Raw genomic sequence first — 21127 nt, 5'->3', positions numbered from 1 at the left:
GCGGACGGGCGGCCGAACCGGCTCAATATCCGGCTTTGATCTTCTCGAATTCGGCGATCATCTTGAGCTTGAGCTGCGACGGCACCGGCGACTGGAACAGCGTCTTGTCGACGAATTTCTGCACGTCGTCATAGCCTTTTTCCTTCAGCACGGCCTGATCGACGCCGGCCATGCCCTTGGCGTTGGCCTGGCCATAGCCCCAGTCCTTGACCAGCACCTTGGCGGTTTCGGGATCGTTGACGGCGTTCAGATAATCATATGCCTTGTCGACATTGCCGGGCGCATCCTTGAACAGCACATAGCCGCAGACCCAGGTCGAAATGCCTTCGTCCGTGTCCTTCTTGGCCTTGATCGGCACGCCGGCGGCGACCGATTGCACGGTGGCGTCGTTCCATGCCCAGGCAAGATCGACCTCGCCGCCGCTCAAAAGCTGCACCACGTCCGTTGTGTCGGTCCAGTAGGAGCGCACGTTCTTATGCACCTGGCGCAGGAAATCCGACGCCTGCTTGAACTGGTCGTCGGTCATCTTGGTCCAGTCCTTGACGCCGATGGCCAGGCTTGCCAGCGCATAGGCGTCGTCGACATTGTCGCCGATCGAAACCCGGCCCTTGAACTTCGGATCGGCGAACGCCTTCAGCGACTGCACGTCCTTGGCGTCGACCTTTTCGGAATTATAGGTGAGCTGGGTGTTGCCCCAGTCCCAGGGCATGAACCAGGCCTTGCCATCGGCGGTCGTGGCGAGATCCTTCATCGCCATGATTCCGGGATTGAGATCTTTCCAGCCTGTTATCTTCGATGTGTCGAGCGGCCGCAGCAGGCCGGCCTCGCGCCATTTCACCACGCTCTGCGAGCAGGGATGGCCGAGATCGGCCTTGAAACCCGAGCGCACTTTTTCGAACGCCTCGTCCTCGTCGCCAAAGAAGGCGAAGGTCGGCGAATCGCCGTTCTTCTCGACATATTTCGGATGGAAGCTCGGATCCTCATAGCCGGACCAGTCGAACACGACCAGGTCTTTGTCGGCGGCAACCGCCAGGGCTGCGGCCGAGGCCGCCAGCACGCCGGTCAATGCCAGGGTCAATGTCAGGCGTCGGGCCAATGTCAGCCGCTGGATTGATGTCTTCATTGCTGTTCCATCCTCTTTTATTTATCGATTGCTTCATGCCTTGCGACGGGTGGCGGCTGCTCCCTGGTAATGTTTAGGGAATGCGGCCGACAGGAATTCGTTGGCTGCCTGCAAGGCGCTCTCGCGGGTAGTGTCTTCGGTGCCCATCATCAAGCGCAGCCACAGTCCCTCCAGCATCGCGCTGAGCGCCAGCGCCATGACCTGCGGCTCATAGGCATAGCCGCCGCTTTGCTTGAGCGTCGCGCAAAGCTCGATGAAGATGTTCTGGTAAACGGCATCGCGGGCGCTGCTCAGCGCCTGATAGGTCGGCCGCGACTTGGCCTCGCCCCAGAAGGCGCACCAAGCCGCCAGCTTGCGCTTGTTGCAGATCGAACGGTCGAAATCGGCCGCGACCAGGGTCCGCAACTGGTCGGCGGGATCGTTCCCCGCTTTCTCCAAGGCATTGCGCCAATGCGCCGAGTACTCGTCATACATATGCTGCAAGGTCGCGATCAGCAGTTTTTCCTTGCTCTCGAAATGGAAATTGACGATGCCGCGCGACAGGCCCGCGCCATCGGCGACGTCGGCCATCGTCGTCTCCGAATAGCCGCGCTTGGCCAACGAATCGATCGTCGCCTCGATCAGCTGAAGCTGCCTGACCTCCTTGGAAGCCTTACGCCCGCGTTTCTCGGGTTCGCTCGATGCCTCGGCGGACTGCTCTTGGCGTGCTGCAATTTTCATGGGTGCGGTCATGCTCCACATCGCCGGCTAGCCGACCATCTTCGGTTTTTGCCCGCGAAGATGAGTGGGACGGTGCTCGCCACTGTCAAGCACCTTCTGCATGGCCTCCCAGGTTCGTATGTTCTTGTCGACATAGGCGGCGCCCACTGCCGCCGCGACCGTCGGATAGAGCGGCCCCTTCAGCCTTTCCAGTTCGCCCCGCGCCACCTCGCGGTACCAGGGATTCCGGTCGCGAACCGCGATCTCGGCAAAGCCCGCCTGGCGCATCGCCTGTGCGTAGCGCGCCGGCGAGGCCATCGCGAAGGACAGCCCTTCGGCGGCGACATAGGCCTTCATCTCCGGTGATGGTTCGCCGTCATGCGAGATCATCCAGTTGATGCCGCAAAGGCGCCGCCGGCCTTGAGCACGCGGAATATCTCCGCAAACAGCGCATCCTTGTCGGCGACATGCAGCAGCGCATCCTTGGAGAAGACGACGTCGAACGACTGATCCTCGAAAGGCAACCGCCCAGGCGGCGCCTGGATGAAGCTGGCGCGGTCGGCAAGCCCGCGGGAGGCTGCCCGGCGCCTGGCCATTTCGATCACCGGCCGCTCGACATCGAAGCCGGTGACGTGCGCGGCGCCATGCCGTTCGACCAGATGCAGCGTGATGCCTCCGGACCCGCAGCCGATGTCGAGCACGGTCTTGCCTGCGAGCGAAAGTCCCTCGAGCACGCGGTCGACTTCGTCGGGCCCGCCCGGCGACAGGTAGCCGTCGCCCCACAGCGCCTCGAGGAAGCGGATGGCGGCATCGTCATACTCCGGCTCGGCCTCGGCCGTTTCGATCATCAACCCTCGATCCCCAATCGATGAATGTCCGTCTCGAACGCCTGCAAAGCCTAGCCCATGTCTGGGAAAACGCAACATCATTTGTTGAACATTCATTCAATATGGCTGGACAAAACGACGCCTGCCATGCCAAATTTCGCGCATTGAGGGGACGGGCTACGCCAAAATGAACAGCGGATCGCATGGAAAGACTGGGCCAAAATGAAAGCTTGGGATGCGATCGTCATCGGCGGCGGACACAACGGACTGGTCAACGCCTGCTACCTCCAGCGCGCCGGGCTCGACGTGCTGGTAGTGGAGAAGAATCCCTGGGTCGGCGGCGCCGCCACCAGCCGGGAATTGACGTCGGGCTTCCTCTATTCCAACTGTTCCTATGTCTGTTCGCTGTTTCGCCCTGAAATCATGCGCGATCTCGAACTACCGCGCTTCGGCCTGCAGGTTATCTCCTATGAGGGCGGCGCGGTGTTCACCAGGGATGGCGATTATCTCGCCAATTACCGGGACCATGATGCACACCGGCGCGAATTTGCGCGCTTCTCCCCGCGCGATGCCGAAGCCTACGACCGTTATGCGCGCGACGTGACGCGCCAGTGCCGTTTCATCCAGCCGCTGTTGATGCGCACCGCGCCCGACCCGACCAGTCTGCGCCCGCGGGATCTGGGCGAGCTCCTTTATCTGGGCAAGAAATTCGCGGGCCTGTCGGCGGAGGAAATGGCGCTGACGCTGCGCTTCTGGACCATGTCGATCTCGGACTTCCTCGATGAATATTTCGAGACCGATGTCATCAAGGCCAATTTCGCTTTGTCCGGCATCATCGGCACGGCGCTCGGTCCGATGTCGCCCGGCACGGCTTATGTGCTGCTGCACCACTATATGGGCGAGGTCGACGGCTCGGTCGGCGCCTGGGGCTATGCGCGCGGCGGCATGGGCGCGGTGACAAAAGCGCTGGCGGCATCCTTCAAGGCGTCGGGTGGAACCATTCGCACCGGCGCCGAGGTCGACCATGTTCTGGTGAGCCGCGGCAAGGCCAAGGGTGTGGTGCTGGCTGGCGGTGAGGAGATCCGTGGCAAGCTCGTCGTCTCCAACGCCGACGTGAAACGAACCTTCCTGAAACTGGTCGAGGAAAAGGAACTGCCCGAGATTTTCCTGCGCCGGGTCAGGAACTTCAAGATCCGAGGTTCGTCCGGCAAGGTCAACATCGCACTGGACTCGATGCCCGAATTCCCAGCTCTGCCGAAGGATTCGCCGGTTTATCGCGGCGACATGCATTTCACCGATTCGATGGAGCGGATGGAGCGCGCCTATGACGACTGGAAGGCCGGGCGCTGGTCGGCCGACCCCTTCCTCGACATGGTCATCCCGACGACGCTCGACCCGACGATGGCGCCGCCGGGAAAACACTTCATGAGCTGCTTCGTGCAATACGCGCCGCCCAAGGTGAACGGCCATGAATGGACCGACGCCGATCGCGACGGATTCGCCGAAAGCGTGATTGCGCAGATTGCCGACTACTCGCCCGGCTTTCGCGACCGCATCGTCCACATGGAGGTGCGCACGCCGCGCGAAATCGAGGCCGAGGTCGGGCTCACCGAAGGCAACATCTTCCAGGGCGAACTGACCTTCGACCAGCTCCTGTTCAATCGCCCGGTGCCGGGCTACGCGCAATACCGCTCGCCGGTCGGCGGTCTTTATATGTGCGGCTCCTCGACCCATCCCGGCGGCGGCGTCATGGGCGCGCCCGGCCGAAATGCCGCGGCCGAGATCCTGCGCGATCTCGCCAAATCGACCTCGCATATGAGCCCGGCCCATGACGTCATATGATGCAATCGTCATTGGCGGCGGCCATAATGGCCTCGTCACTGCTGTCACGCTGGCGAAGGCAGGGCGCAAGGTGCTGCTGCTGGAAGCGGGAGCCGATCTCGGCGGCGCCGCGCGCACGGAGGAATTCGCGCCGGGTTTTCATGTCTCGTCGATCGCCCATCTGCTGAACCGCCTGCATCCCGACGTGGTGAAGACGCTGGAGCTGGAGAAGCATGGCTTGCGGATCACCCCAGACGACTTCGCGCCGTCGGTTGCGCTGTCGATGGACGGCTCCCCGCTGGTCCTGCACCGCGCCTATGGCGAAATGCTGACCGGCGCAAGTTCGTCGGAGCAATCGGCGTGGAAGCAGTTGCGCGCGCAGCTGCTGCGCTACGCCGGCATCCTGGAACCCTTCCTCTCGCGTCGTCCGCCCGAGCTGGCCGGCATGTCGCTGCTGGAGACAGCGGCGCTCGGCCAGGCCGCACTGGCGCTGAAAAGGCTCGGCAAGGAAAACATGCGCGATTTCCTGCGCGTGCTTTTGATGAACGTCGCCGACCTGCTCGACGAGCAGCTTGCCGACATCAGGCTGAAAGGGCTGCTTGCCTTCGACGCGACGCTCGGCAGCCATCTCGGTCCGCGCTCGCCCACCTCGCTGCTCGGCCTCTATTACCGGCTGGCCGGCGAGGCCGGCGGTGTGGCCGGCGCGCAGATAGTGCCGAAGGGCGGCATGGGCGCGGTGATCGCCGCCATCCGCGCCTCGGCCGAAAAGGCCGGCGTGAACGTCCGCACATCGGCGCCTGTCGCAAGGATCATTGTCGAGAAAGACCGCGCCGTCGGTGTCGCATTGGACAATGGCGAGGTGCTGCGCGCCAGGACGATCGTCTCCGCGACAAATCCGGCGACGACTTTGCTCGACCTTGTCGGTCCACGCGAACTCGACACCGGCTTCGTGCGCAAGGTGAACAACATCCGCATGAAGGGTGATGTCGCCAAGCTTCACCTGGCGCTCGACAGGCCGCCGCAATTCACAGGTGTCGATGCCGCCGGCCACAGGGGGCGGCTGGTTATCGCCCCCTCGCCCGATCATGTCGAGCGCGCCTTCAATCCATCCAAATACGGCGCGTTCTCGCCCGAACCGGTGATGGAGATCACGCTGCCAAGCCTCGCCGATCCATCGCTCGCGCCCGACGGCGCCTGCGTGCTGTCGGCGGTGGTGCAATACGCGCCCTATGCTCTGAAAGAGGGATGGGGCGCCGGCAAGGCGAAATTCCTGGAGGCAATCATGGCTCAGCTCGAAGCCTACGCGCCAGGCATCGGCAAGACGGTGCGCCACACCGAGCTCTTGACGCCCGCCGACATCGAAACGCGCTACCGCATGCCGGGCGGCCACTGGCACCACGGCGAGTTGCAGGCCGACCAGATGCTGATCTCGCGCCCGGTCTCGGGCTGGTCCGGCTACGACACACCGCTCGACGGGCTGTTTCTCGCCGGTGCCGGTTCACATCCCGGCGGCGGCGTCTCCGGCGCACCTGGATTGAACGCCGCTCGACGTATCATTGCGATGAAGGGGTAAGGCGATGTTTCAGTTGGCGGCAGTCGCATTCTACGGCGAAGGATCGCCAGCATGAATCAGCAACCATCATCCGCCCGCATCGAAGCCCAATCCCACTTCCGCACGTTGCGTCTCGGCACGCCGTTCCAGCCGCGCATCGATGCTCTGGCCAAGACCCAGGATTGGTACAACTGGGCGGGCTACCGCGCCCCCCATTCGCTGTGGGACGAGGAGCTCGAATATTTCGCCATTCGCAGCCAGTCGGCACTCTTCGACATCTCGCCGATGACCAAGTACCGCGTCGAGGGACCGGACGCCGAGGCCTTCCTCGACCGCGTCATGCTGCGCGACGTGACCAGGCTGAAGCCGGGCCGCGTCCATTATACCGCGTGGTGCGACGACGAGGGCTTCGTCCTCGATGACGGCACGCTGTTCCGGCTCTCGCCAACGCGGTTCCGGCTGTGCTCGCAGGAGCGGCATTTGCCTTGGCTGCTCGACAGCGCCATCGGGTTCGATGTGACGGTGGAGGAAGAGACCGAAGCCGTCGCGGGCCTGACACTGCAAGGTCCGACCTCTTTCGCCGTGCTGCGTGATGCCGGTTTTGCCAATGTCGAAAAGCTGAAGGCATTCGACCTCGCCGAATTCCCGCATGATGGCGAAACCGTCACCATCTCGCGCACCGGCTTCACCGGCGACCTCGGCTATGAATTGTTCATGCCGGTCGACAAGGCGCTGAGCCTGTGGGACCGGCTGATGGCGGCCGGCGAACTGCGCGGCATCCGCGCCATCGGCTATACCGCGCTCAACCGCGCCCGGATCGAGGCCGGGCTGATCGTTGCCAATGCCGACTTCACGACAGCCGAACACGCCATCCGTGCCGACCGCTTGCGCATGCCCGACGAGATCGGGCTCGGCTTCATGATCGACCTGGAAAAGGCCCATTTCAACGGCCGTCGCGCCATCTTCGAGGGACGCGCCAAGCGCACGCTGCGGCATGTGCTGGTCGGGCTGGAGATCGAAGGCAACATCCCGGCCGAACACGCCATCGTCTATCACAGAAAAAGCCAGGAGGTCGGGCTGGTCAGCGCCGCCATGTGGTCGCCGATGGCCAAGCGCAACATCGCCATCGCTTCGCTGGCGCGACCATATGGTGATACTGTCGTCGACGACCTCTGGGTCGAGATCTACGCCATGCGCGAGCTGCAATACCAAAAGCTGATGAAGCGGGCCAAGGTGGTGCCGCGGCCGTTCATCAAGCTCGATCGTCGCACCGCCAATCCGCCGGCGGATTTCTGACCATGGGCGAGGAAGCCGACAAGCAGCAAGAAGAGGCGGCCGAACAGTGGGAACTGGTCAACACGCCACTCGGCGAAAAATGGTCGGGCCGCACACGCTATGCCGCCGCCATGTTCTTCTACAAGCGCGGCGAGATGAGCGCCGAGACGCTTGAGGTCTACCGCATCTGCGCGCGGCTCGATTCGGAAAACCCGCTGCCGATCATCCGCGACCGCGGCGTCGGCAAGGACTGGCTGAAGCGCATGGGATTCGGCTGAACTTCCTATCCTATGGTTTTCTCCAGCATGGCCAGCCAGTTTCGGTAGGCGATCTTTTCGATCAGCGCGCGGCCGAAGCCGCGTGCGGCGAGCGCATCGATGAGCTTCGGCAGGCCGGCGGCGTCGCCAATGACGGCCGGGATCATAGCTCCGTCGAAATCGGAGCCGAGGCCAACCCCATCCTCACCCAGCGCCTGCAGCAGGGAATCGATGTGGCGCACCATGATGTCGAGGCCGGTATCGGCATTCATCTTTCCGTCCTCGCGCAGGAAGCCGGTGGCGAAGTTCAGCCCGACCATGCCGCCGGTTCCGCGAATCGCGCCGAGCTGCCAGTCGGTGAGATTGCGTGAGTGGCCGCAGATCGCATGCACGTTGGAATGGGTCGCGACCAGCGGCGCATCGCTGAGCGCGGCGACATCGCGAAAGCCCTTCTCGTTGAGATGCGACAGGTCGATCATGATCCTGAGTTGGTTGCAGGCCTTGACCAGCGCCTTGCCGGCATCGGTCAAGCCGGGACCGGTATCGGGCGAGGACGGAAAGCGGAACGGCACGCCATGGCCGAAAGCGTTCGGGCGGCTCCAGACGATGCCGAGCGAGCGCAAGCCGGCGGCATGCAGCACGTCGAGCATGGTGAGTTCGGGATCGATCGCCTCGACCCCTTCGATATGGAATACCGCAGCGATCGAGTCGCGCGCCATGGCGCCGCGCACATCTGCGGCATTGCGGCAGACGCTCAGCGCTCCGGCCCGTTCCAGCCTGAACAGGATCGAGGCCATCGCAATCGTCGAGGCCAGCGCATCGCTGTGCGGGAGTTCGGGCGGCAAAGGCTCGGCATCGCTGGGCGTCGACGGGACAGCGCCGCGCCGGCCTCTCTCGACAGGCGGCGGGAAGATCGCGAACATGCCGCCGGCGAACCCGCCGGCCCGTGCGCGCGGCAGGTCGATATGGCCGCCCGATTTCCCTTCCATGAACAGCTTTTCGACGTCCGGGTCTTTCGACTGATAGAGTCTGAGCAGCGTGTCGTTATGGCCGTCGAAGACGGGAACGAGATCGGTTTCGGTCATGAAGGGATCATTCGGTTCGATGTGTCGCACGCTGCCCGCGATATATCATATCTACTTAGGCAAGATGGGCCGAGCGTGCAAATGCCAAAGCCGTGCTGGCCTATCAGACTGTTTTACTCCCGCGGGTCCCGAATGGTAAAGCGCCGGCTGATCCTACCCCTTCAGCACGTCGGCCCACTCCGGATGGCGGCGGAACTGGGCGTTGGCGAAGGGACAGAGCGGGATGATCTTCTTGCCCGCCGCGCGCGCGTCCTCGACGGCGCGGGTGACGAGCCGAAGCCCAGCACCCTGGCCGCGAAACGCGTCGGGCACTTCGGTGTGGTCGATGATGATCTGGTGCTCGCCGATCCTGGTGAAGGTCATCTCCGCCTCGGCGCCGCCCGGACCACGCAGCACGTAGCGGCCCTTGGAACCACGATCTTCGAGTTCGATCTCCGGCAGTTGGTCAGGCATCACTTACTCCTTGGGCCACGCCGGCAAGGAGCTGCCGCGCCGCCTCGATTTCGTTCGGCCGCACTTCGTGCCCGCCTTCATGCCACTCCACTGTGACATCGGCGCCATCGGCGCGCAAATAGGCTTCGAGCCGCGAAGTCAGGTTCGGCGGACAGATCGGATCCCGCCTGCCGGCGGTCACCAGAATGCGGCGCCCGGCAAGACTGCCGTTCACCTCCGGTTCGAACGGGATCAGCGGGTGCATCAGCACCGCCGCGTCGAACAGGTCAGGGGCTTCGAACAGCAGCGACGCCAGGATGTTGGCGCCGTTGGAGTAGCCGAGAGCGTGTATCGCCGACGGCTTCGCCGCTGCTATCTGCGCCTTGACGAAGCCCGCCATCTTCCGAGTCGCGCGCGCCAGGTCCTGCATGTCATAGACGCCCTCGCCGGTGCGACGGAAAAAGCGCGCAGCGCCTTGTTCAGACACATCGCCGCGTGGCGAGATGATGGTTGCCTGGGGCGCGAGATCGCGCCCCAGCGAGACGAGCTGGCCCTCGTCGCCTCCGGTGCCATGGAAGACGAAGAGCAGCGGACCGCCCGGCGAACCGGGCAGCACCTTGTGGATGTAGCTGTCTGTGCTCATGACCCCGCCCCTCAGTCTTCCAACTTCTGCAGATGCTTTTCGAGATAGGGCCGCAGGTGCTGATGCTGCGCCGGCAGCTTCAAGGCTTCACCGAGATGGGCGGTGTCCTCGTCGCGGTCGAAGCCCGGCTCGTTGGTGGCGACTTCGAACAGAACGCCGCCCGGCGTGCGGAAATAGATCGCCCAGAAGTAATCGCGGTCGATCACTGGCGTCACCTGGTAGCCGGTATCCATCAGCGCCTTACGCACTTCGAGCTGCCTGGCTCGATCCTCGACGGCGAAAGCGACGTGATGGACCGAGCCCGCGCCGAGATCGGCAAAGGCGGCACCGGGTAGCGATTCGATGTCGACGACGTCGGCGCCATTGCCGTTCCTGATCGCCAGCCGCCTGACATTGCCGGATTTGTCGAGCTCCTCATAGCCCATGAACTTCAAGAGTTCCTCGGTGGCGCCGCCATCCTTCAGGCGCAGCGACACGGAGTGAAAGCCCCGGATCGCCTCGTCGGCGGGAATGCCGCCCTTCACCCATGGCGCGCGCGTGTCGGCCCTGTCCTCGACGAGCGCGAAACCGTCGCCGTCCGGTCCGGCGAAGGCCAGACGCTTCTCGCCAAAGGTCTCTTCGCGCGACAGGCCGGCGATACCTTCCTCGGCGAAGCGCCTTTCCCAATAGGCGAGCGTGCCTTCCGGCACCGAATAGGCGGTGGTGCCGACTTCGCCGACGCCGTGACGGCCCTTGCCGATATTGGGAAACGGAAAATAGGTCATCACCGAACCCGGCGTGCCGAGCTCGTCGGCATAGTAGAGGTGGTAGACGTCGGGCGCGTCGAAATTGACCGTTTTCTTGACCCGGCGCAGGCCGAGCTTCCCAGTGAAGAACTCATTGTTCTGGCGGGCATCGCTGGCCATCGAGGTGACGTGATGCAAACCCTTGATCTGGTCGAGCATGAGTGCTGCTCCCTTGTTCTATTGCGGCCCCTGCCGCTGTCCTCGCCAATATGAGCATCGGCCTGTTCCCGTCAAAGGCGACAAAGACGGGATGGACTGTACTCTGGAAGTGAACAATCGAAAGCAGTTTGTTCACCGAACCACCAGCAGCCCGGGCTTGCGCCGGGGCGGGATTTCGGTTCCATGAGCGACGCTCGCACATTAGCCAAGGATTATCGCCAGTGACCGGAAAAGGCAGGCGTCCGAACGTTCTCCTGATCACCTGCGACCAATGGCGCGGCGATTGCCTTTCGGCGGCCGGCCATCCCCTGGTGAAGACGCCGAATGCCGACGCATTGGCAGCGGAAGGCGTATTGTTCAAGCGGCACTATGGCGGCGCGGCACCCTGCTCGCCGGCCCGTGCCTGCCTCTATACCGGCCTCTACCAGATGAATAACCGGGTTTGCCGCAACGGCACGCCGCTCGATGCCCGTCACGGCAATATAGCGCTTTCGGCGCGCGCGCTGGGCTACGATCCGACGCTGTTCGGCTACACCGACGTATCGCTGGATCCGCGCCGGCTCGCTCCGGCTGATCCGCGGCTGCGAAGCTATGAAGGCGTGCTTCCTGGTTTCACGGTGCGCCAATTGCTGCCAGAGCATCAGAAGCAGTGGCTGTCATGGCTGGGAATGCAGGGCATCGATACCGACGCCGGCTCCCCCGCGATCCATCGACCGGCGAACGGGGCAGGCGACGCCGGCTCCGTGACGACTGCGCCGCCCGTCTATTCGAAGGAGCAGACGCCGACGGCTTTTCTTGCCGGCGAATTCATCCGATGGCTGGGCGAACAGGAGCATGCCGCGCCCTGGTTCGCGCATCTCTCTTTCATCAGCCCGCATCCGCCCTTCATCGCGCCTGCACCATACGACGCGATGTACGACCCCGCCGCCAGCCCCGGCTTTCGCCGCGCGGCAGGCTGGCAGAAAGAGGCGGACAGCCATCCCTATCTCGCCTACGATTTCGGCAGGCAGAAAAAGCACAAGTTTCGACCTGGCGCCGCCGGCAGCGTACATGACTGGAGCGAGGATGATTTCCGCCGCATCCGCGCGATCTATTACGGCATGATCTCGGAAGTCGATGCGCAGCTCGGCCGTATCTGGCAGGCGGTCAAGACGGCGGGCGCGTGGGACGACACGGTCATTGTGCTTACCTCCGACCATGCCGAGATGATGGGCGACCATTTCATGCTGGGCAAAGGCGGCTTCTTCGACGCCAGCTATCATATCCCCCTGGTCATCCGCGACCCGCGTCACGGCCACACCGCAGGCGTGGCCGTCGACCGCTTTACCGAGGTGGTGGACATATTGCCGACCTTGCTCGACCTGCTGGGCGGCGAACCGGCGCCGCACCTCGACGGTCACTCGCTGCGGCCGTTCATCGCCGGCGAGGAGCCGTCGGACTGGCGCGACGCCGCGCATTGGGAATTCGATTTTCGTTCGATCGCGGAAGGCGAAGCCGAACGGCATTTCGGCCTTGCCTCGCGCCAGTGCAATCTCGCCGTGATCCGCACGGAAAAATTCAAATATGTGCATTTCGGCGGCGGCCTGCCGCCATTGCTGTTCGACCTGGAAAAGGATCCCGCCGAGCTCGCCAATCTCGCCGCCGATCCCGCCTATCTCCCGACCAGGCTCGAGTTCGCCGAACGGCTGCTTGCCTGGCGGGCCGAGCATCTCGACCAGTCGCTGGCGCTGGCGGAGCTGACCAGGGATGGCGTTGTGGGCTATGTAAGTAGGGCAGTAGGGGAATAGGGAATCCCTACTGCCCTACTGCCCTACTGCCGTTGTTGCTATCTCACGATCATCCGCTGCTGCTCGCGGTTCTGCGCATAGCTGCCTTTGTCATAGGCGGCCTGGGCCTCGAGCTGCTCCTTGGTGAAGGTCGTGTAGAGATATTTGTTACCGTCCTTGTCGGTCATGAATTTCAAGTTGTCCATGCCGACGGCGACTTCCTTCTCGCCGACGCCGAGGAAACCGCCGACATCCACGATGACCGCGTCGGTCTTGTTGTCGGGCGTCAGCACGACATCGCCGATCTCGCCGACCTTGACGTCGTTGGCGCCATAAACTGTGGTACCCTTGAGATCGTCGCCCCTGACCTCGCCGACAGGCATTTCGGTCAGTTTGGATTTGTCGATCGCTGCGGTCTTCGTCTGGTCGGGAGCGGTCGCATCAGGCGTGGAGGCGGACGGGGCCTGCGCCGTCTTGTCCATCGGAGCCGTATTGGTTGTCGGCGCGACGGCCGGGGTGGACGCAGCAGGTGCGTTCGATGCCGTCGTGACCGGAGCCGGATCATAAGCCTTGCGGTTGAAGTCCGGCAATGCCTGCAGCTCTTCCTTGGTGGTTTGAGCCACCAGCCAGCGGTCGCCGTTTTTCTCGGCCCACTGGGCCTTGCCGAAATCATACGTGACGTTCTTCTCGCCGATGCCGAGGAAGCCGCCGACGCCGATGACCAGTGATTGCGCCTTGCCTTCCTTGGTCAGGACGATGTCGTTGACGTTGCCGATGTTCTGCGCATCGTCGCCGGTCCCGTTATAGACGCTCTCACCGATGATATTGGTGGCGAGATTGCCGTCGGCGCGCTTCACCGGTTCCGCCGGAGCCGCGTTCATGTCGACTGGCGCCTGGGCGGTATCGCTCGGCGCGGATGTGGACGGCGCCTGTGCGGCTGTCGATGCGGCCGGTGCCGGAGCATAGGGCTTGGTGTCGAACTCCGGCTGCGCCGTCAACTGGTCCTTGGTCGTCTGGGCGACCAGCCAGCGGTCGCCGTTTTTCTCGGCCCACTGCAGCTTGTCGTAATCGAACGCGACATTCTTCGTCCCGACGCCCAGAAAGCCTCCGACGCCGATGACTATGGATTTGGCCTGACCGTCCTTGTCGAAGACGATGTCGGTTACTTTGCCGATATTCTCGGCATTGTCGCCGGTGCCGTTATAAACCGATTCACCGATGATGTTGGTGGCGATGCTGCCCTCGGCGTGCACCACAGGAGCGGCGGGTTGCTCCGCGCCAGGCGCAGCCGGTGTCGGAGTTGTCTGCGCATGCGCGCCCGTCGCCACGAACATGGCAAGAGCAGTCGTGGCTAGAAGATTGCGGATCATGATGGTGTCTCCTCGTGCCTGATTTCATGTATGCCGCACCGGCCTCCGCCGTCACCGGCGACGGGCGAACGCGGCATTCGCCTGATCACAACGTCGTGACTGCGCCCATTGTTCCGACAAAAGCCAGGACGCATATTCTCCGCACACGCGGCCCGCAACTTGCGTGCTGCAAAGGGAAATTCGCCGCATCACCCGGAACCTTTTTGCCACTTGCGCCGTTCAGCCGACGGCTGGAGCTTCTCCGGCTCGGAGTTTTTTTGAGAACACGGAGGGGACATGCGGTTTGCGGCGGTGCTGAACCGGGACGGTGGCACCTTGCGCACCCTCGACCTGGATGGCTTTCGCGATCGCATGCGCGACCTGCTGGAGGCGGCAGGCCATTCCATCGATATCGACGTGGTTGCCGGCAAGGACATCGTGCCGGCATTGGACAACGCGGCTTCGCGTCGCGGCATCGACGTGGTTCTCGCCGGCGGCGGCGATGGCACGATATCGGCGGCGGCGGCGCGGCTGATGGGCAAGAAAAAGGCGCTGGCCATATTGCCCGCAGGCACCATGAACCTCTTCGCGCGCGGGCTCGGCATCCCGCAGACGCTCGATGCGGCTTTGCGATCCTTCGCCGATGGCGAGGTGATGGCGGTGGACATCGCCACCGCCAATGGCCGGCCTTTCGTGCATCAGTTCTCGATCGGCATGCACGCCAAGATGGTGCAGCTACGCCAGAACATGGAGTTCGGCTCCCGGCTGGGCAAGATGCGGGCATCCGCGAAAGCGGCTTGGCAGACGATCAAGAATCCGCCGGCGATGACGGTCACCCTGACCATTGGCGAGGCCGAGATCACGGCGCGAACCACCGGCGTCGGCGTCACCAACAACCTGTTTGGAGAGGGTCACCTGCCCTTTGCCGACAATCCGGCGGGCGGCGTGCTCGGCATTTATGTCACGGTCGCGCGGCAGCGCGCCGAACTGGTCAAGTTCTTCTTCAACGTCGCGCGTGGCAAATGGCGGGACAATGAACATGTCGAAATCCATCAGACAGAGCGGGCTGTGCTGAAGATCCGGTCGGCGGCCAGGAAATACCGCGCCGTCCTCGACGGTGAACTTATCAAGCTCGAGGACGAAATTACCATCGAAATCCACCCGGGCGCCTTGAACGTGCTGGTGCCGCGGCACGCCATGCGGGCAAAGGCGGCCTGATGCAGGGGCAGCCGACGAGGAACAGAAGACTAGCCGCTCGGAGCGCTGCCTTGTTCGGTGGTCGGGGATTTCGTGTACTCGCCGTAAATCTCGACGATGCCCCAAACGACAAAGGCCAGGAGAAGTCCCGCAATCAGGATCCGCAAGCCGTGCCAGCCCCAGTGTCCCTGACGCGCTTTGTTTTCAGGAATGGTCTTGGGCATAGCCGGCCTCGATGCGATGTGGACGCGTTGAGCGTCTCTGGCAAAACATCTTCGGGTAACGGTTCCTTGCTACGAAGGTTCCGCGTTTGGCCAAGCCCTTCGCCGGCAAGTCGGGAAGGCGAAGTCGGAGGGCTCGCGAGGAAGCGTCGGGGGCGCTGGTGAACAAGGCGGCGAAATTGGCGCCGGGCCTTCCGGCCGAAGTAATGCACGTCGTCAACGACGCCGGCCGGCTGGCCGTGCTGCACGGCTTGCAGGCGCTGGATACGATGACTGACGCCGACTTCGACGGCGTCAGCCGCCTTGCCGCGGCCGCCATGCGCGCACCGATCGCGCTGGTTACGCTCGTCGACGTCGAGCGGCAATGGTTCAAGTCGCGTGTCGGCCTGGACGAGATCGAGACCGCAACCGACATCTCCTTCTCCGCCCATGCGATTGCCGCGGGCGGCGAACTGATGGTGGTACCCGACGCGACCTTGGATCCGCGTTTTAAAGCCAACTCACTGGTCACGGGCAAGCATCACATCCGCTTCTTTGCGGGCGCGCCGGTGACCGTCGCCGGCGCCAGGATCGGAACGCTCTGCGTTTTCGACCGCAAGCCCCGTCCCTTTCCATCGCGCGTCAGGCTCGACCAGTTGAAGGCGCTGGCCGGCCTAGCCGCCAGCCTGTTCACGCTGAAGGATGCGACGCGCAGCGGCGCCATCGCCGAGGCGGCGCTGGTTCGCGAAGAAAAACGGCGCGCCATAGCGCTCGACGCGGCATCGCTTGCCAGCTGGGCCTGGGACATCCGCACCGACATGATCGAATGCGATGGTTTGCTGCCGGAATTGTTCAATCTGCCGCGATCGAACCGGTTGCGGGCGCGCGACATCCTGATGGCAATAGATCCACGCGACGTCTATCAGACCGAAACCCGCTTCCGCGACGCCTTGGCCGGCGGCGACGACTATTTCGGCGAGTACCGCGTGAAAGGCTTCCATCCACCCCGCTGGCTGGCGACGCGCGGCCGCGTCATCGAGCGCGATGGCGACGGCAAGCCGACGCTGATCTTCGGGGTCAATTACGACATATCCGAACGCAAGCTTGGGGAGGAAAGGCAAAGGCTGCTGCTTCGCGAACTCAATCATCGCGTCAAGAACACGCTGGCGACCGTTCAGGCGCTGGCGACGCAGACCGTGCGCCATGCCCGGCAGCCGAGCGCTTTCCTGGAAGCCTTCGGCGCCCGGCTCCAGGCACTCGGCATTGCCCATAATCTCCTGTCCGACCGGGAATGGCGCGGCATCGGCATCCATGAACTCGTCCAGATCGAGGTGAGGCCCTTCGACACCGCCGAGCAACTGCGCATGACGATCACCGGTCCCGATCTGTTGCTGTCGCCGGACCAGGCAGTGGGGCTGGGCCTGATCTTGCACGAACTGGCCAGCAACGCCCTACAATATGGGTCGCTGTCGGCGACATCCGGCAAGGTCGATCTGAGCTGGAAGACACAAGGCAGAAAAAGCGACCGGCGCCTTGTCTTGACCTGGCGCGAAAGCGGCGGTCCTGCGGTTGCCCCGCCCGAGCGGCACGGTTTCGGCTCGATCCTGATCCGCCGCAGCCTGGCCAAGGTCATCTCCAGCGAAGTGGCGCACGAGTTCCGGCCGGAAGGCGTCTTTGCCGAAATATCCATGCCGCTGGAGGATCTCTCCAAGTGACCGGCCCAGCTTTAATCCGGGCCCAGCCTTAATCCAGCTCAGCCTCAATCAGGATCGCCGCCAGCCGGCTCGCCGGGACCTGGTTTCACGTTCTCGCGGTAGATGGCATAGGCCGCCAACGCCACGGCGGGACCGAGAATGGCTCCGAGGCCGCCCTTTCCCTTGAGCAGCGCCGGCAGCGCGGCCAGCGCGGCGGTGACGCCGATTGCCGTCATGTCGGCCTTGCGCCGTTCTGCCCGGCGCCGTGCGCGGGAGCTGGCCGAGAAGCGATAGATCAGCAAGATCAGGCCCGCGATGATCAGAAAGCCCACGCCGAATCCCAACGCCGCCGCGAGCGGACCATAGCGGCCCGCAGCCCAGATATAGCCGGCCCCGATCAGGAAGCCGAGGCCGCACAGCGCCGCGAGCGCGGCAAGCGCATAGACGATTGCAGCCGTGCGCGCGCGGCGCATGGCTGCAACGGTTTCGCCCGAAGCCAGGCCCGAGACAAGGGAAGCCAGCAATCCCATTTGGGCGGGACTAGCGGCGCGCCAGAAGCGCGAACAGGAAGCCGACGCCAGCGGCGATCGCCAATGAAGTCACCGGCTTCTCGCGCACGCTTGCCGCTATCTGCGCCTCTATATCCCTAGTGTTGCTGCGCAGGCTGTCAAAGGCTGCCTCGCCTTGGGCGCGCAGATGCTCGACACCTTCGGCGGCGGCACGGCGGGCGGTGCCGTATCCATGCTCGCCTGTCTTGGCCAACTGCTTCGTAAGCTTGTCGATATCGGTCTTCAACTGCCTGATATCGGCTTCGAGATCCGAGTTCGCCCGCGCTTCGCCTGCGTTCTTTCCTGCGGCAGCTGCCATCGCTTAACTCCCTGTGATTGCTTTGGTTTCAACGCGCTGCATGTCTCAAGGTTCCGAGCCCCTCGGATAAACGGGCATGATCCCGCAAAGCGGGTGTCGGTTTGCCGAAAAGATCACGCTCAATCCAATGGATAGAGGCCATCCCGGTTCCATCGATCTGGACCCTAGCTCAAAACGGGTCCTCCTGCATCCGGTCAGATCAGCGGCCGCCGTTCCTTGCCCTGCCCCTCCCAGCCGGCAAGCTGCTTCAACCCTTCATGATCGATGATCTCGCAGCCGCCATCGCGCCAAGCGATCAGCTTGCGATCCATCAGCTTGCGAATCGTCTTGTTGGTATGGACCAAAGACAGGCCGAGGGTATCGGCGATGTGCTGCTGCGTGAACGCGATCCGGGTGAACCGCCCGCCATTGAGGCCAACGGCCTTGGCCCGGCTGCCGATGAAGGCGATGAGATAGGCGGTGCGCTCGATCGCGCTGCGGCGGCCGACGCTGAGCAGGTTCTCGTCCAGCATCCGCTCCTCGCGCGACGCGATCCAGGTGATGTCATAGGCCAGGCCCGGATGGTTGCGGAAAAGCTCATGCAGGGACTCCCGCTCGAACACGCAAAGCAGCATCGGCGACAAGGCTTCGACGGAATGCTGCATTTCGCCCATCACGCCGCCTTGCAGCCCGATGAGATCTCCAGGGACGGCGTAGTTGAGGATTTGACGGCGGCCATCCGACAACAGCTTGTAACGGAAAGCCCAGCCCGACAGCACCGTGTAGAGATGGGCGCTGCGGCGTCCTTCCACCAGCACCGTTGCGCCCTTGTCGACCGCGAACTCGCTTCTTCAATTTGTCGATGAAGGCCAGTTCCGATCTCTCGAATTTGCGGAAACCCGGCAGGGGCCGCAGTGGGCAATTCTCGCAATCGTACCGGCGGCTGGAGGAAGCAAGGCCGTTCTGGATTGACATTTCGACCGCTCCTCGAGAGCCGCGGGCTCAGCCGCAGCGGTGGCATGTCTTTTTTAAATGACAGCGCGTCAAATAGCGATCATGACTCGCTGCGTTTCAAGGAGCCATTGCCTGTGTCGCCTTTGCTTGACGGATTGCGCATTCTTGTCCTGGAAGATGAATTTCTCATCGCCATGGATGTCGAGCAGCTTTGCCGTGATCACGGCGCCGACGACGTGGTGCTTGTCCGTGACCTGGCCGAGATCGATGGCCGACAGGTTGCCACCCAATTCGATGCGGCGATCGTCGACCTCATGCTGGGGGGCACTCCGACTTTCGACTTTGCATCGCGCCTGCGTGAAACGGGCGTGCCCTTCGTCTTTGCCTCCGGTTATTCGGATGCGGACGAGATCAAGGTTGCCTTTCCAGGGATAAGGCTGGTCAGCAAACCTTATTCGGGCGAAGATCTTGTGGAAGCGGTGGCCCGGGCCTGCGGACGAGTCCCGCCCGCCTGACGACGTCGCATCGCGTAAGAGTCAGAGCGGATGCGATGGCGATTCTGTCAGCCGTTTCGATGCGACGCTTTTTTAGTGCGCCGCCGTGCCCGTGACCTGTGCTGAGATCGCATCGGGACCGTACTCGTCTTCGCCGGAGATTTTCAGTATCTCCTGCAGGCGCGTGCGGGCTCGGCTGACGCGGCTCTTGATCGTCCCGACCGCGCAACCGCAAATCTCGGCCGCCTCCTCGTAAGAGAAGCCCGAGGCGCCGATGAGGATGATGGCCTCGCGCTGGTCTTCGGGCAGCTGCTCGAGCGCACCGCGGAAATCCTTGAGGTCGAGCTGGCCGTGCTGGGCGGGATGCACCGCAAGCCTGGCTGTCATGATGCCGTCGCTGTCCTGCACCTCGCGGCCGCGTTTGCGCATCTGTGAATAGAACTCGTTGCGCAGGATGGTGAAGAGCCATGCCTTCAGGTTGGTACCGGGCTGAAAGCTCTCATGCTTGTCCCAGGCCTTGACCAGCGTTTCCTGCACGAGGTCGTCGGCCTTGTCGGCATTCTGCGTCAGTGACACTGCGAAGGCACGCAAGCTCGGTATTGCCCCAAGCAGATCGGTCTTGAAGCCTTGTGAGACCGTTGCCATGCCTCAGTCCTTTTTCTGTGCGGGCTCGGCCCGCTCCAGTTGGCTGAGCAACTGCGCGAAACGATCCGGCACATCGTCGGAGACCAGCTCGTCGTAATACTGCTTGAGTTTGCGTCCGATTTCGGAATTCGGCCCGAGCGGGTCGCCCACGCCGTTCCGGCGCCTGATTGAGGCGCCAGTCAAGACATCTTTCGTCATTTCCTTCATTTCGCCCTTTAATCCAGCCCCATAGCCGCTCAACATAACTCAACACAACACAAGCGGCATCCTCGTCTGGTTGCCCATCCCCAATTCAAACGCCGTTCAGGCGTATTAGTTCCCGGGGCCGGAACTTTTTGCGAAAGCCCGCGTTTGTGTCGTTGGGGCTTGCAATGGGGCTTGACCTGCATTTTTAGTCAATCACGTCATCTGAGGGAGACGTCCGTCATGAGTTTATCCGCCACCATCGCTCCGCACCTGCCGTTCCTGCGCCGCTTCTCGCGTGCCGTATCGGGATCGCAGGAGAGCGGCGACGCGCTGGTTGCCGCGATGCTCGAGGCCATCATCGCCGATGTCGACATTTTTCCCGAGGCATCCAGCGACCGAATCGCGCTGTACAAGGTCTTCGCCAAACTGTTCACGTCCGTCGCCATCCGCGTTCCACAAGAACAGGCGCAATCGGCATGGGAACAGCGCGCTGCGGCCAATCTCAATGCGATCGCGCCGCTTCCCCGCCAGGCCTTCCTTCTGGTGGCCGTTGAGGGTTTCAGCGAGGATGAGGCGGCCGAAATTCTTGGCGTCGGCGAACAGGAATTCTCAGAACTGCTTGCCCAGGCGAGCAACGAGATTTCCCGCCAGGTGGCGACCGACGTGCTGATCATCGAGGATGAACCGCTCATCGCCATGGATATAGAGGAGATGGTCGAGAGCCTGGGCCATCGGGTCGTCGGCACCGCCCGCACCCATGCCGAAGCGGTGACGATGTTCGGCAAGACGCGGCCGAAGATGGTGCTCGCGGACATCCAACTCGCCGACGGCAGCTCGGGCATCGAGGCGGTGAACGAGATTCTGTCGTCGACTTCCGTGCCGGTGATCTTCATCACCGCCTTTCCCGAGCGTCTCCTGACCGGCGAGCGGCCCGAACCGGCGTTCCTGGTGACGAAGCCGTTCAACCCGGACATGGTCAAGGCGTTGATCAGCCAGGCTCTGTTCTTCGACCGGCAGGCGAAAGCAGCCGCATAGCGATGCGCAACTGAAGTCGCAAACGCGCGCAAAAGCAGGGCGCGACCAGCCGGAAGGTTCCGCTGGCCGCGCCTTGCTTTTCCGCGCCACGATGGTGCGCGGG

Annotated in this window: 23 protein-coding genes and 1 pseudogene; 9 read left to right on the top strand and 15 right to left on the bottom strand. The window is 63.2% G+C overall.

Annotation, left to right across the window (positions count from 1 at the left end; genetic code table 11):
- Positions 1 to 22 precede the first annotated feature (22 nt).
- Genes FJ940_RS25990 through FJ940_RS28920 form a run of 4 tightly spaced genes read right to left on the bottom strand, consistent with a single transcriptional unit; the run spans position 23 to position 2670 of the window.
- A complete protein-coding gene (locus FJ940_RS25990) occupies positions 23 to 1123 on the bottom strand; it encodes an ABC transporter substrate-binding protein (protein WP_140525481.1) in 1101 nt (366 codons plus the stop codon).
- 33 nt (positions 1124 to 1156) lie between these two features.
- Positions 1157 to 1843 carry a transcriptional regulator BetI gene (gene betI, locus FJ940_RS25985; RefSeq protein WP_140525480.1) on the bottom strand — a complete coding sequence of 229 codons (687 nt, stop codon included), beginning with the start codon at positions 1841 to 1843 and terminating at the stop codon, positions 1157 to 1159.
- A 27-nt stretch (positions 1844 to 1870) separates the two neighbouring features.
- Positions 1871 to 2212: a hypothetical protein gene (locus tag FJ940_RS28925; RefSeq protein WP_246671090.1), complete on the bottom strand. Its 342-nt coding sequence runs from the start codon at positions 2210 to 2212 to the stop codon at positions 1871 to 1873.
- Positions 2209 to 2670: a class I SAM-dependent methyltransferase gene (locus tag FJ940_RS28920; protein WP_246671089.1), complete on the bottom strand. Its 462-nt coding sequence runs from the start codon at positions 2668 to 2670 to the stop codon at positions 2209 to 2211. The genes FJ940_RS28925 and FJ940_RS28920 overlap by 4 nt, the downstream gene beginning before the upstream one ends.
- 201 nt (positions 2671 to 2871) lie before the next feature.
- On the opposite strand from FJ940_RS28920, the gene FJ940_RS25975 reads away from it, so the two are divergent.
- The 4 genes from FJ940_RS25975 to FJ940_RS25960 are packed head-to-tail and all read left to right on the top strand — an operon-like array spanning position 2872 to position 7575.
- Positions 2872 to 4491 carry an NAD(P)/FAD-dependent oxidoreductase gene (locus FJ940_RS25975; RefSeq protein ID WP_140658308.1) on the top strand — a complete coding sequence of 540 codons (1620 nt, stop codon included), beginning with the start codon at positions 2872 to 2874 and terminating at the stop codon, positions 4489 to 4491.
- On the top strand, positions 4478 to 6043 hold the full coding sequence (locus FJ940_RS25970; protein WP_140658306.1) for an NAD(P)/FAD-dependent oxidoreductase: 1566 nt from the start codon (positions 4478 to 4480) through the stop codon (positions 6041 to 6043). Before FJ940_RS25975 ends, FJ940_RS25970 begins: the two co-directional genes overlap by 14 nt.
- A 51-nt stretch (positions 6044 to 6094) precedes the next feature.
- On the top strand, positions 6095 to 7318 hold the full coding sequence (locus tag FJ940_RS25965; protein WP_140658304.1) for an aminomethyltransferase family protein: 1224 nt from the start codon (positions 6095 to 6097) through the stop codon (positions 7316 to 7318).
- A 2-nt stretch (positions 7319 to 7320) separates the two neighbouring features.
- Complete coding sequence (locus tag FJ940_RS25960; RefSeq protein ID WP_140517897.1) at positions 7321 to 7575, top strand: hypothetical protein; 255 nt, start codon at positions 7321 to 7323, stop codon at positions 7573 to 7575.
- Between the two features lie 5 nt (positions 7576 to 7580).
- Here FJ940_RS25960 and FJ940_RS25955 read toward each other — a convergent pair whose 3' ends face one another.
- The 4 genes from FJ940_RS25955 to FJ940_RS25940 form a co-directional block, all read right to left on the bottom strand.
- Positions 7581 to 8639: a dipeptidase gene (locus FJ940_RS25955; protein WP_140658302.1), complete on the bottom strand. Its 1059-nt coding sequence runs from the start codon at positions 8637 to 8639 to the stop codon at positions 7581 to 7583.
- Between the two features lie 153 nt (positions 8640 to 8792).
- Positions 8793 to 9092 (bottom strand): GNAT family N-acetyltransferase, encoded by a 300-nt coding sequence (locus FJ940_RS25950; protein ID WP_140500600.1) that lies wholly within the window; start codon positions 9090 to 9092, stop codon positions 8793 to 8795.
- A complete protein-coding gene (locus FJ940_RS25945) occupies positions 9085 to 9714 on the bottom strand; it encodes an alpha/beta hydrolase (RefSeq protein ID WP_140525475.1) in 630 nt (209 codons plus the stop codon). The genes FJ940_RS25950 and FJ940_RS25945 overlap by 8 nt, the downstream gene beginning before the upstream one ends.
- An 11-nt stretch (positions 9715 to 9725) precedes the next feature.
- Positions 9726 to 10658: a VOC family protein gene (locus tag FJ940_RS25940; RefSeq protein ID WP_140517894.1), complete on the bottom strand. Its 933-nt coding sequence runs from the start codon at positions 10656 to 10658 to the stop codon at positions 9726 to 9728.
- Between the two features lie 221 nt (positions 10659 to 10879).
- On the opposite strand from FJ940_RS25940, the gene FJ940_RS25935 reads away from it, so the two are divergent.
- On the top strand, positions 10880 to 12445 hold the full coding sequence (locus tag FJ940_RS25935; RefSeq protein ID WP_140658300.1) for an alkaline phosphatase family protein: 1566 nt from the start codon (positions 10880 to 10882) through the stop codon (positions 12443 to 12445).
- Between the two features lie 38 nt (positions 12446 to 12483).
- Here the strand turns inward: FJ940_RS25935 and FJ940_RS25930 are convergent, their stop codons facing one another.
- On the bottom strand, positions 12484 to 13794 hold the full coding sequence (locus FJ940_RS25930) for a PRC-barrel domain-containing protein (RefSeq protein WP_140517892.1): 1311 nt from the start codon (positions 13792 to 13794) through the stop codon (positions 12484 to 12486).
- A 276-nt stretch (positions 13795 to 14070) separates the two neighbouring features.
- Between FJ940_RS25930 and FJ940_RS25925 the strand changes: the two genes are divergently transcribed.
- Positions 14071 to 14991 (top strand): diacylglycerol kinase family protein, encoded by a 921-nt coding sequence (locus FJ940_RS25925; protein WP_140500595.1) that lies wholly within the window; start codon positions 14071 to 14073, stop codon positions 14989 to 14991.
- A 29-nt stretch (positions 14992 to 15020) separates the two neighbouring features.
- Here FJ940_RS25925 and FJ940_RS28580 read toward each other — a convergent pair whose 3' ends face one another.
- Positions 15021 to 15194 carry a hypothetical protein gene (locus FJ940_RS28580; RefSeq protein ID WP_181165417.1) on the bottom strand — a complete coding sequence of 58 codons (174 nt, stop codon included), beginning with the start codon at positions 15192 to 15194 and terminating at the stop codon, positions 15021 to 15023.
- 158 nt (positions 15195 to 15352) lie between these two features.
- Between FJ940_RS28580 and FJ940_RS25920 the strand changes: the two genes are divergently transcribed.
- Complete coding sequence (locus FJ940_RS25920) at positions 15353 to 16885, top strand: HWE histidine kinase domain-containing protein (protein WP_224680335.1); 1533 nt, start codon at positions 15353 to 15355, stop codon at positions 16883 to 16885.
- Between the two features lie 44 nt (positions 16886 to 16929).
- On the opposite strand, the gene FJ940_RS25915 is transcribed toward FJ940_RS25920, so the two are convergent.
- The 3 genes and pseudogenes from FJ940_RS25915 to FJ940_RS25905 all read right to left on the bottom strand — a co-directional run bounded on the left by FJ940_RS25915 (position 16930) and on the right by FJ940_RS25905 (position 18685).
- A complete protein-coding gene (locus FJ940_RS25915; RefSeq protein WP_140561582.1) occupies positions 16930 to 17394 on the bottom strand; it encodes a hypothetical protein in 465 nt (154 codons plus the stop codon).
- Positions 17395 to 17404: 10 nt separating this feature from the next.
- A complete protein-coding gene (locus tag FJ940_RS25910; protein ID WP_140561580.1) occupies positions 17405 to 17731 on the bottom strand; it encodes a DUF883 family protein in 327 nt (108 codons plus the stop codon).
- Between the two features lie 194 nt (positions 17732 to 17925).
- A pseudogene (locus FJ940_RS25905) lies at positions 17926 to 18685 on the bottom strand (Crp/Fnr family transcriptional regulator).
- Between the two features lie 44 nt (positions 18686 to 18729).
- On the opposite strand from FJ940_RS25905, the gene FJ940_RS25900 reads away from it, so the two are divergent.
- Positions 18730 to 19179, top strand: a complete 450-nt coding sequence (locus tag FJ940_RS25900; RefSeq protein ID WP_140500637.1) for a response regulator — start codon at positions 18730 to 18732, stop codon at positions 19177 to 19179.
- 72 nt (positions 19180 to 19251) lie between these two features.
- Here the strand turns inward: FJ940_RS25900 and FJ940_RS25895 are convergent, their stop codons facing one another.
- Positions 19252 to 19803: an RNA polymerase sigma factor gene (locus FJ940_RS25895; RefSeq protein ID WP_140500591.1), complete on the bottom strand. Its 552-nt coding sequence runs from the start codon at positions 19801 to 19803 to the stop codon at positions 19252 to 19254.
- Between the two features lie 3 nt (positions 19804 to 19806).
- The gene (locus FJ940_RS25890; protein WP_181165418.1) at positions 19807 to 20010 is read right to left on the bottom strand and encodes a NepR family anti-sigma factor; all 204 of its coding nucleotides are present in this window, start codon (positions 20008 to 20010) and stop codon (positions 19807 to 19809) included.
- A gap of 219 nt (positions 20011 to 20229) precedes the next feature.
- Between FJ940_RS25890 and FJ940_RS25885 the strand changes: the two genes are divergently transcribed.
- Positions 20230 to 21024: a response regulator gene (locus FJ940_RS25885; RefSeq protein ID WP_140500589.1), complete on the top strand. Its 795-nt coding sequence runs from the start codon at positions 20230 to 20232 to the stop codon at positions 21022 to 21024.
- Positions 21025 to 21127: the final 103 nt, after the last annotated feature.

Source organism: Mesorhizobium sp. B2-3-7 (genome assembly GCF_006442695.1).
GTDB lineage: Bacteria > Pseudomonadota > Alphaproteobacteria > Rhizobiales > Rhizobiaceae > Mesorhizobium.
Note: the sequence above shows the minus strand (reverse complement) of the source record. Positions and strands in the feature narration are given on the sequence as shown.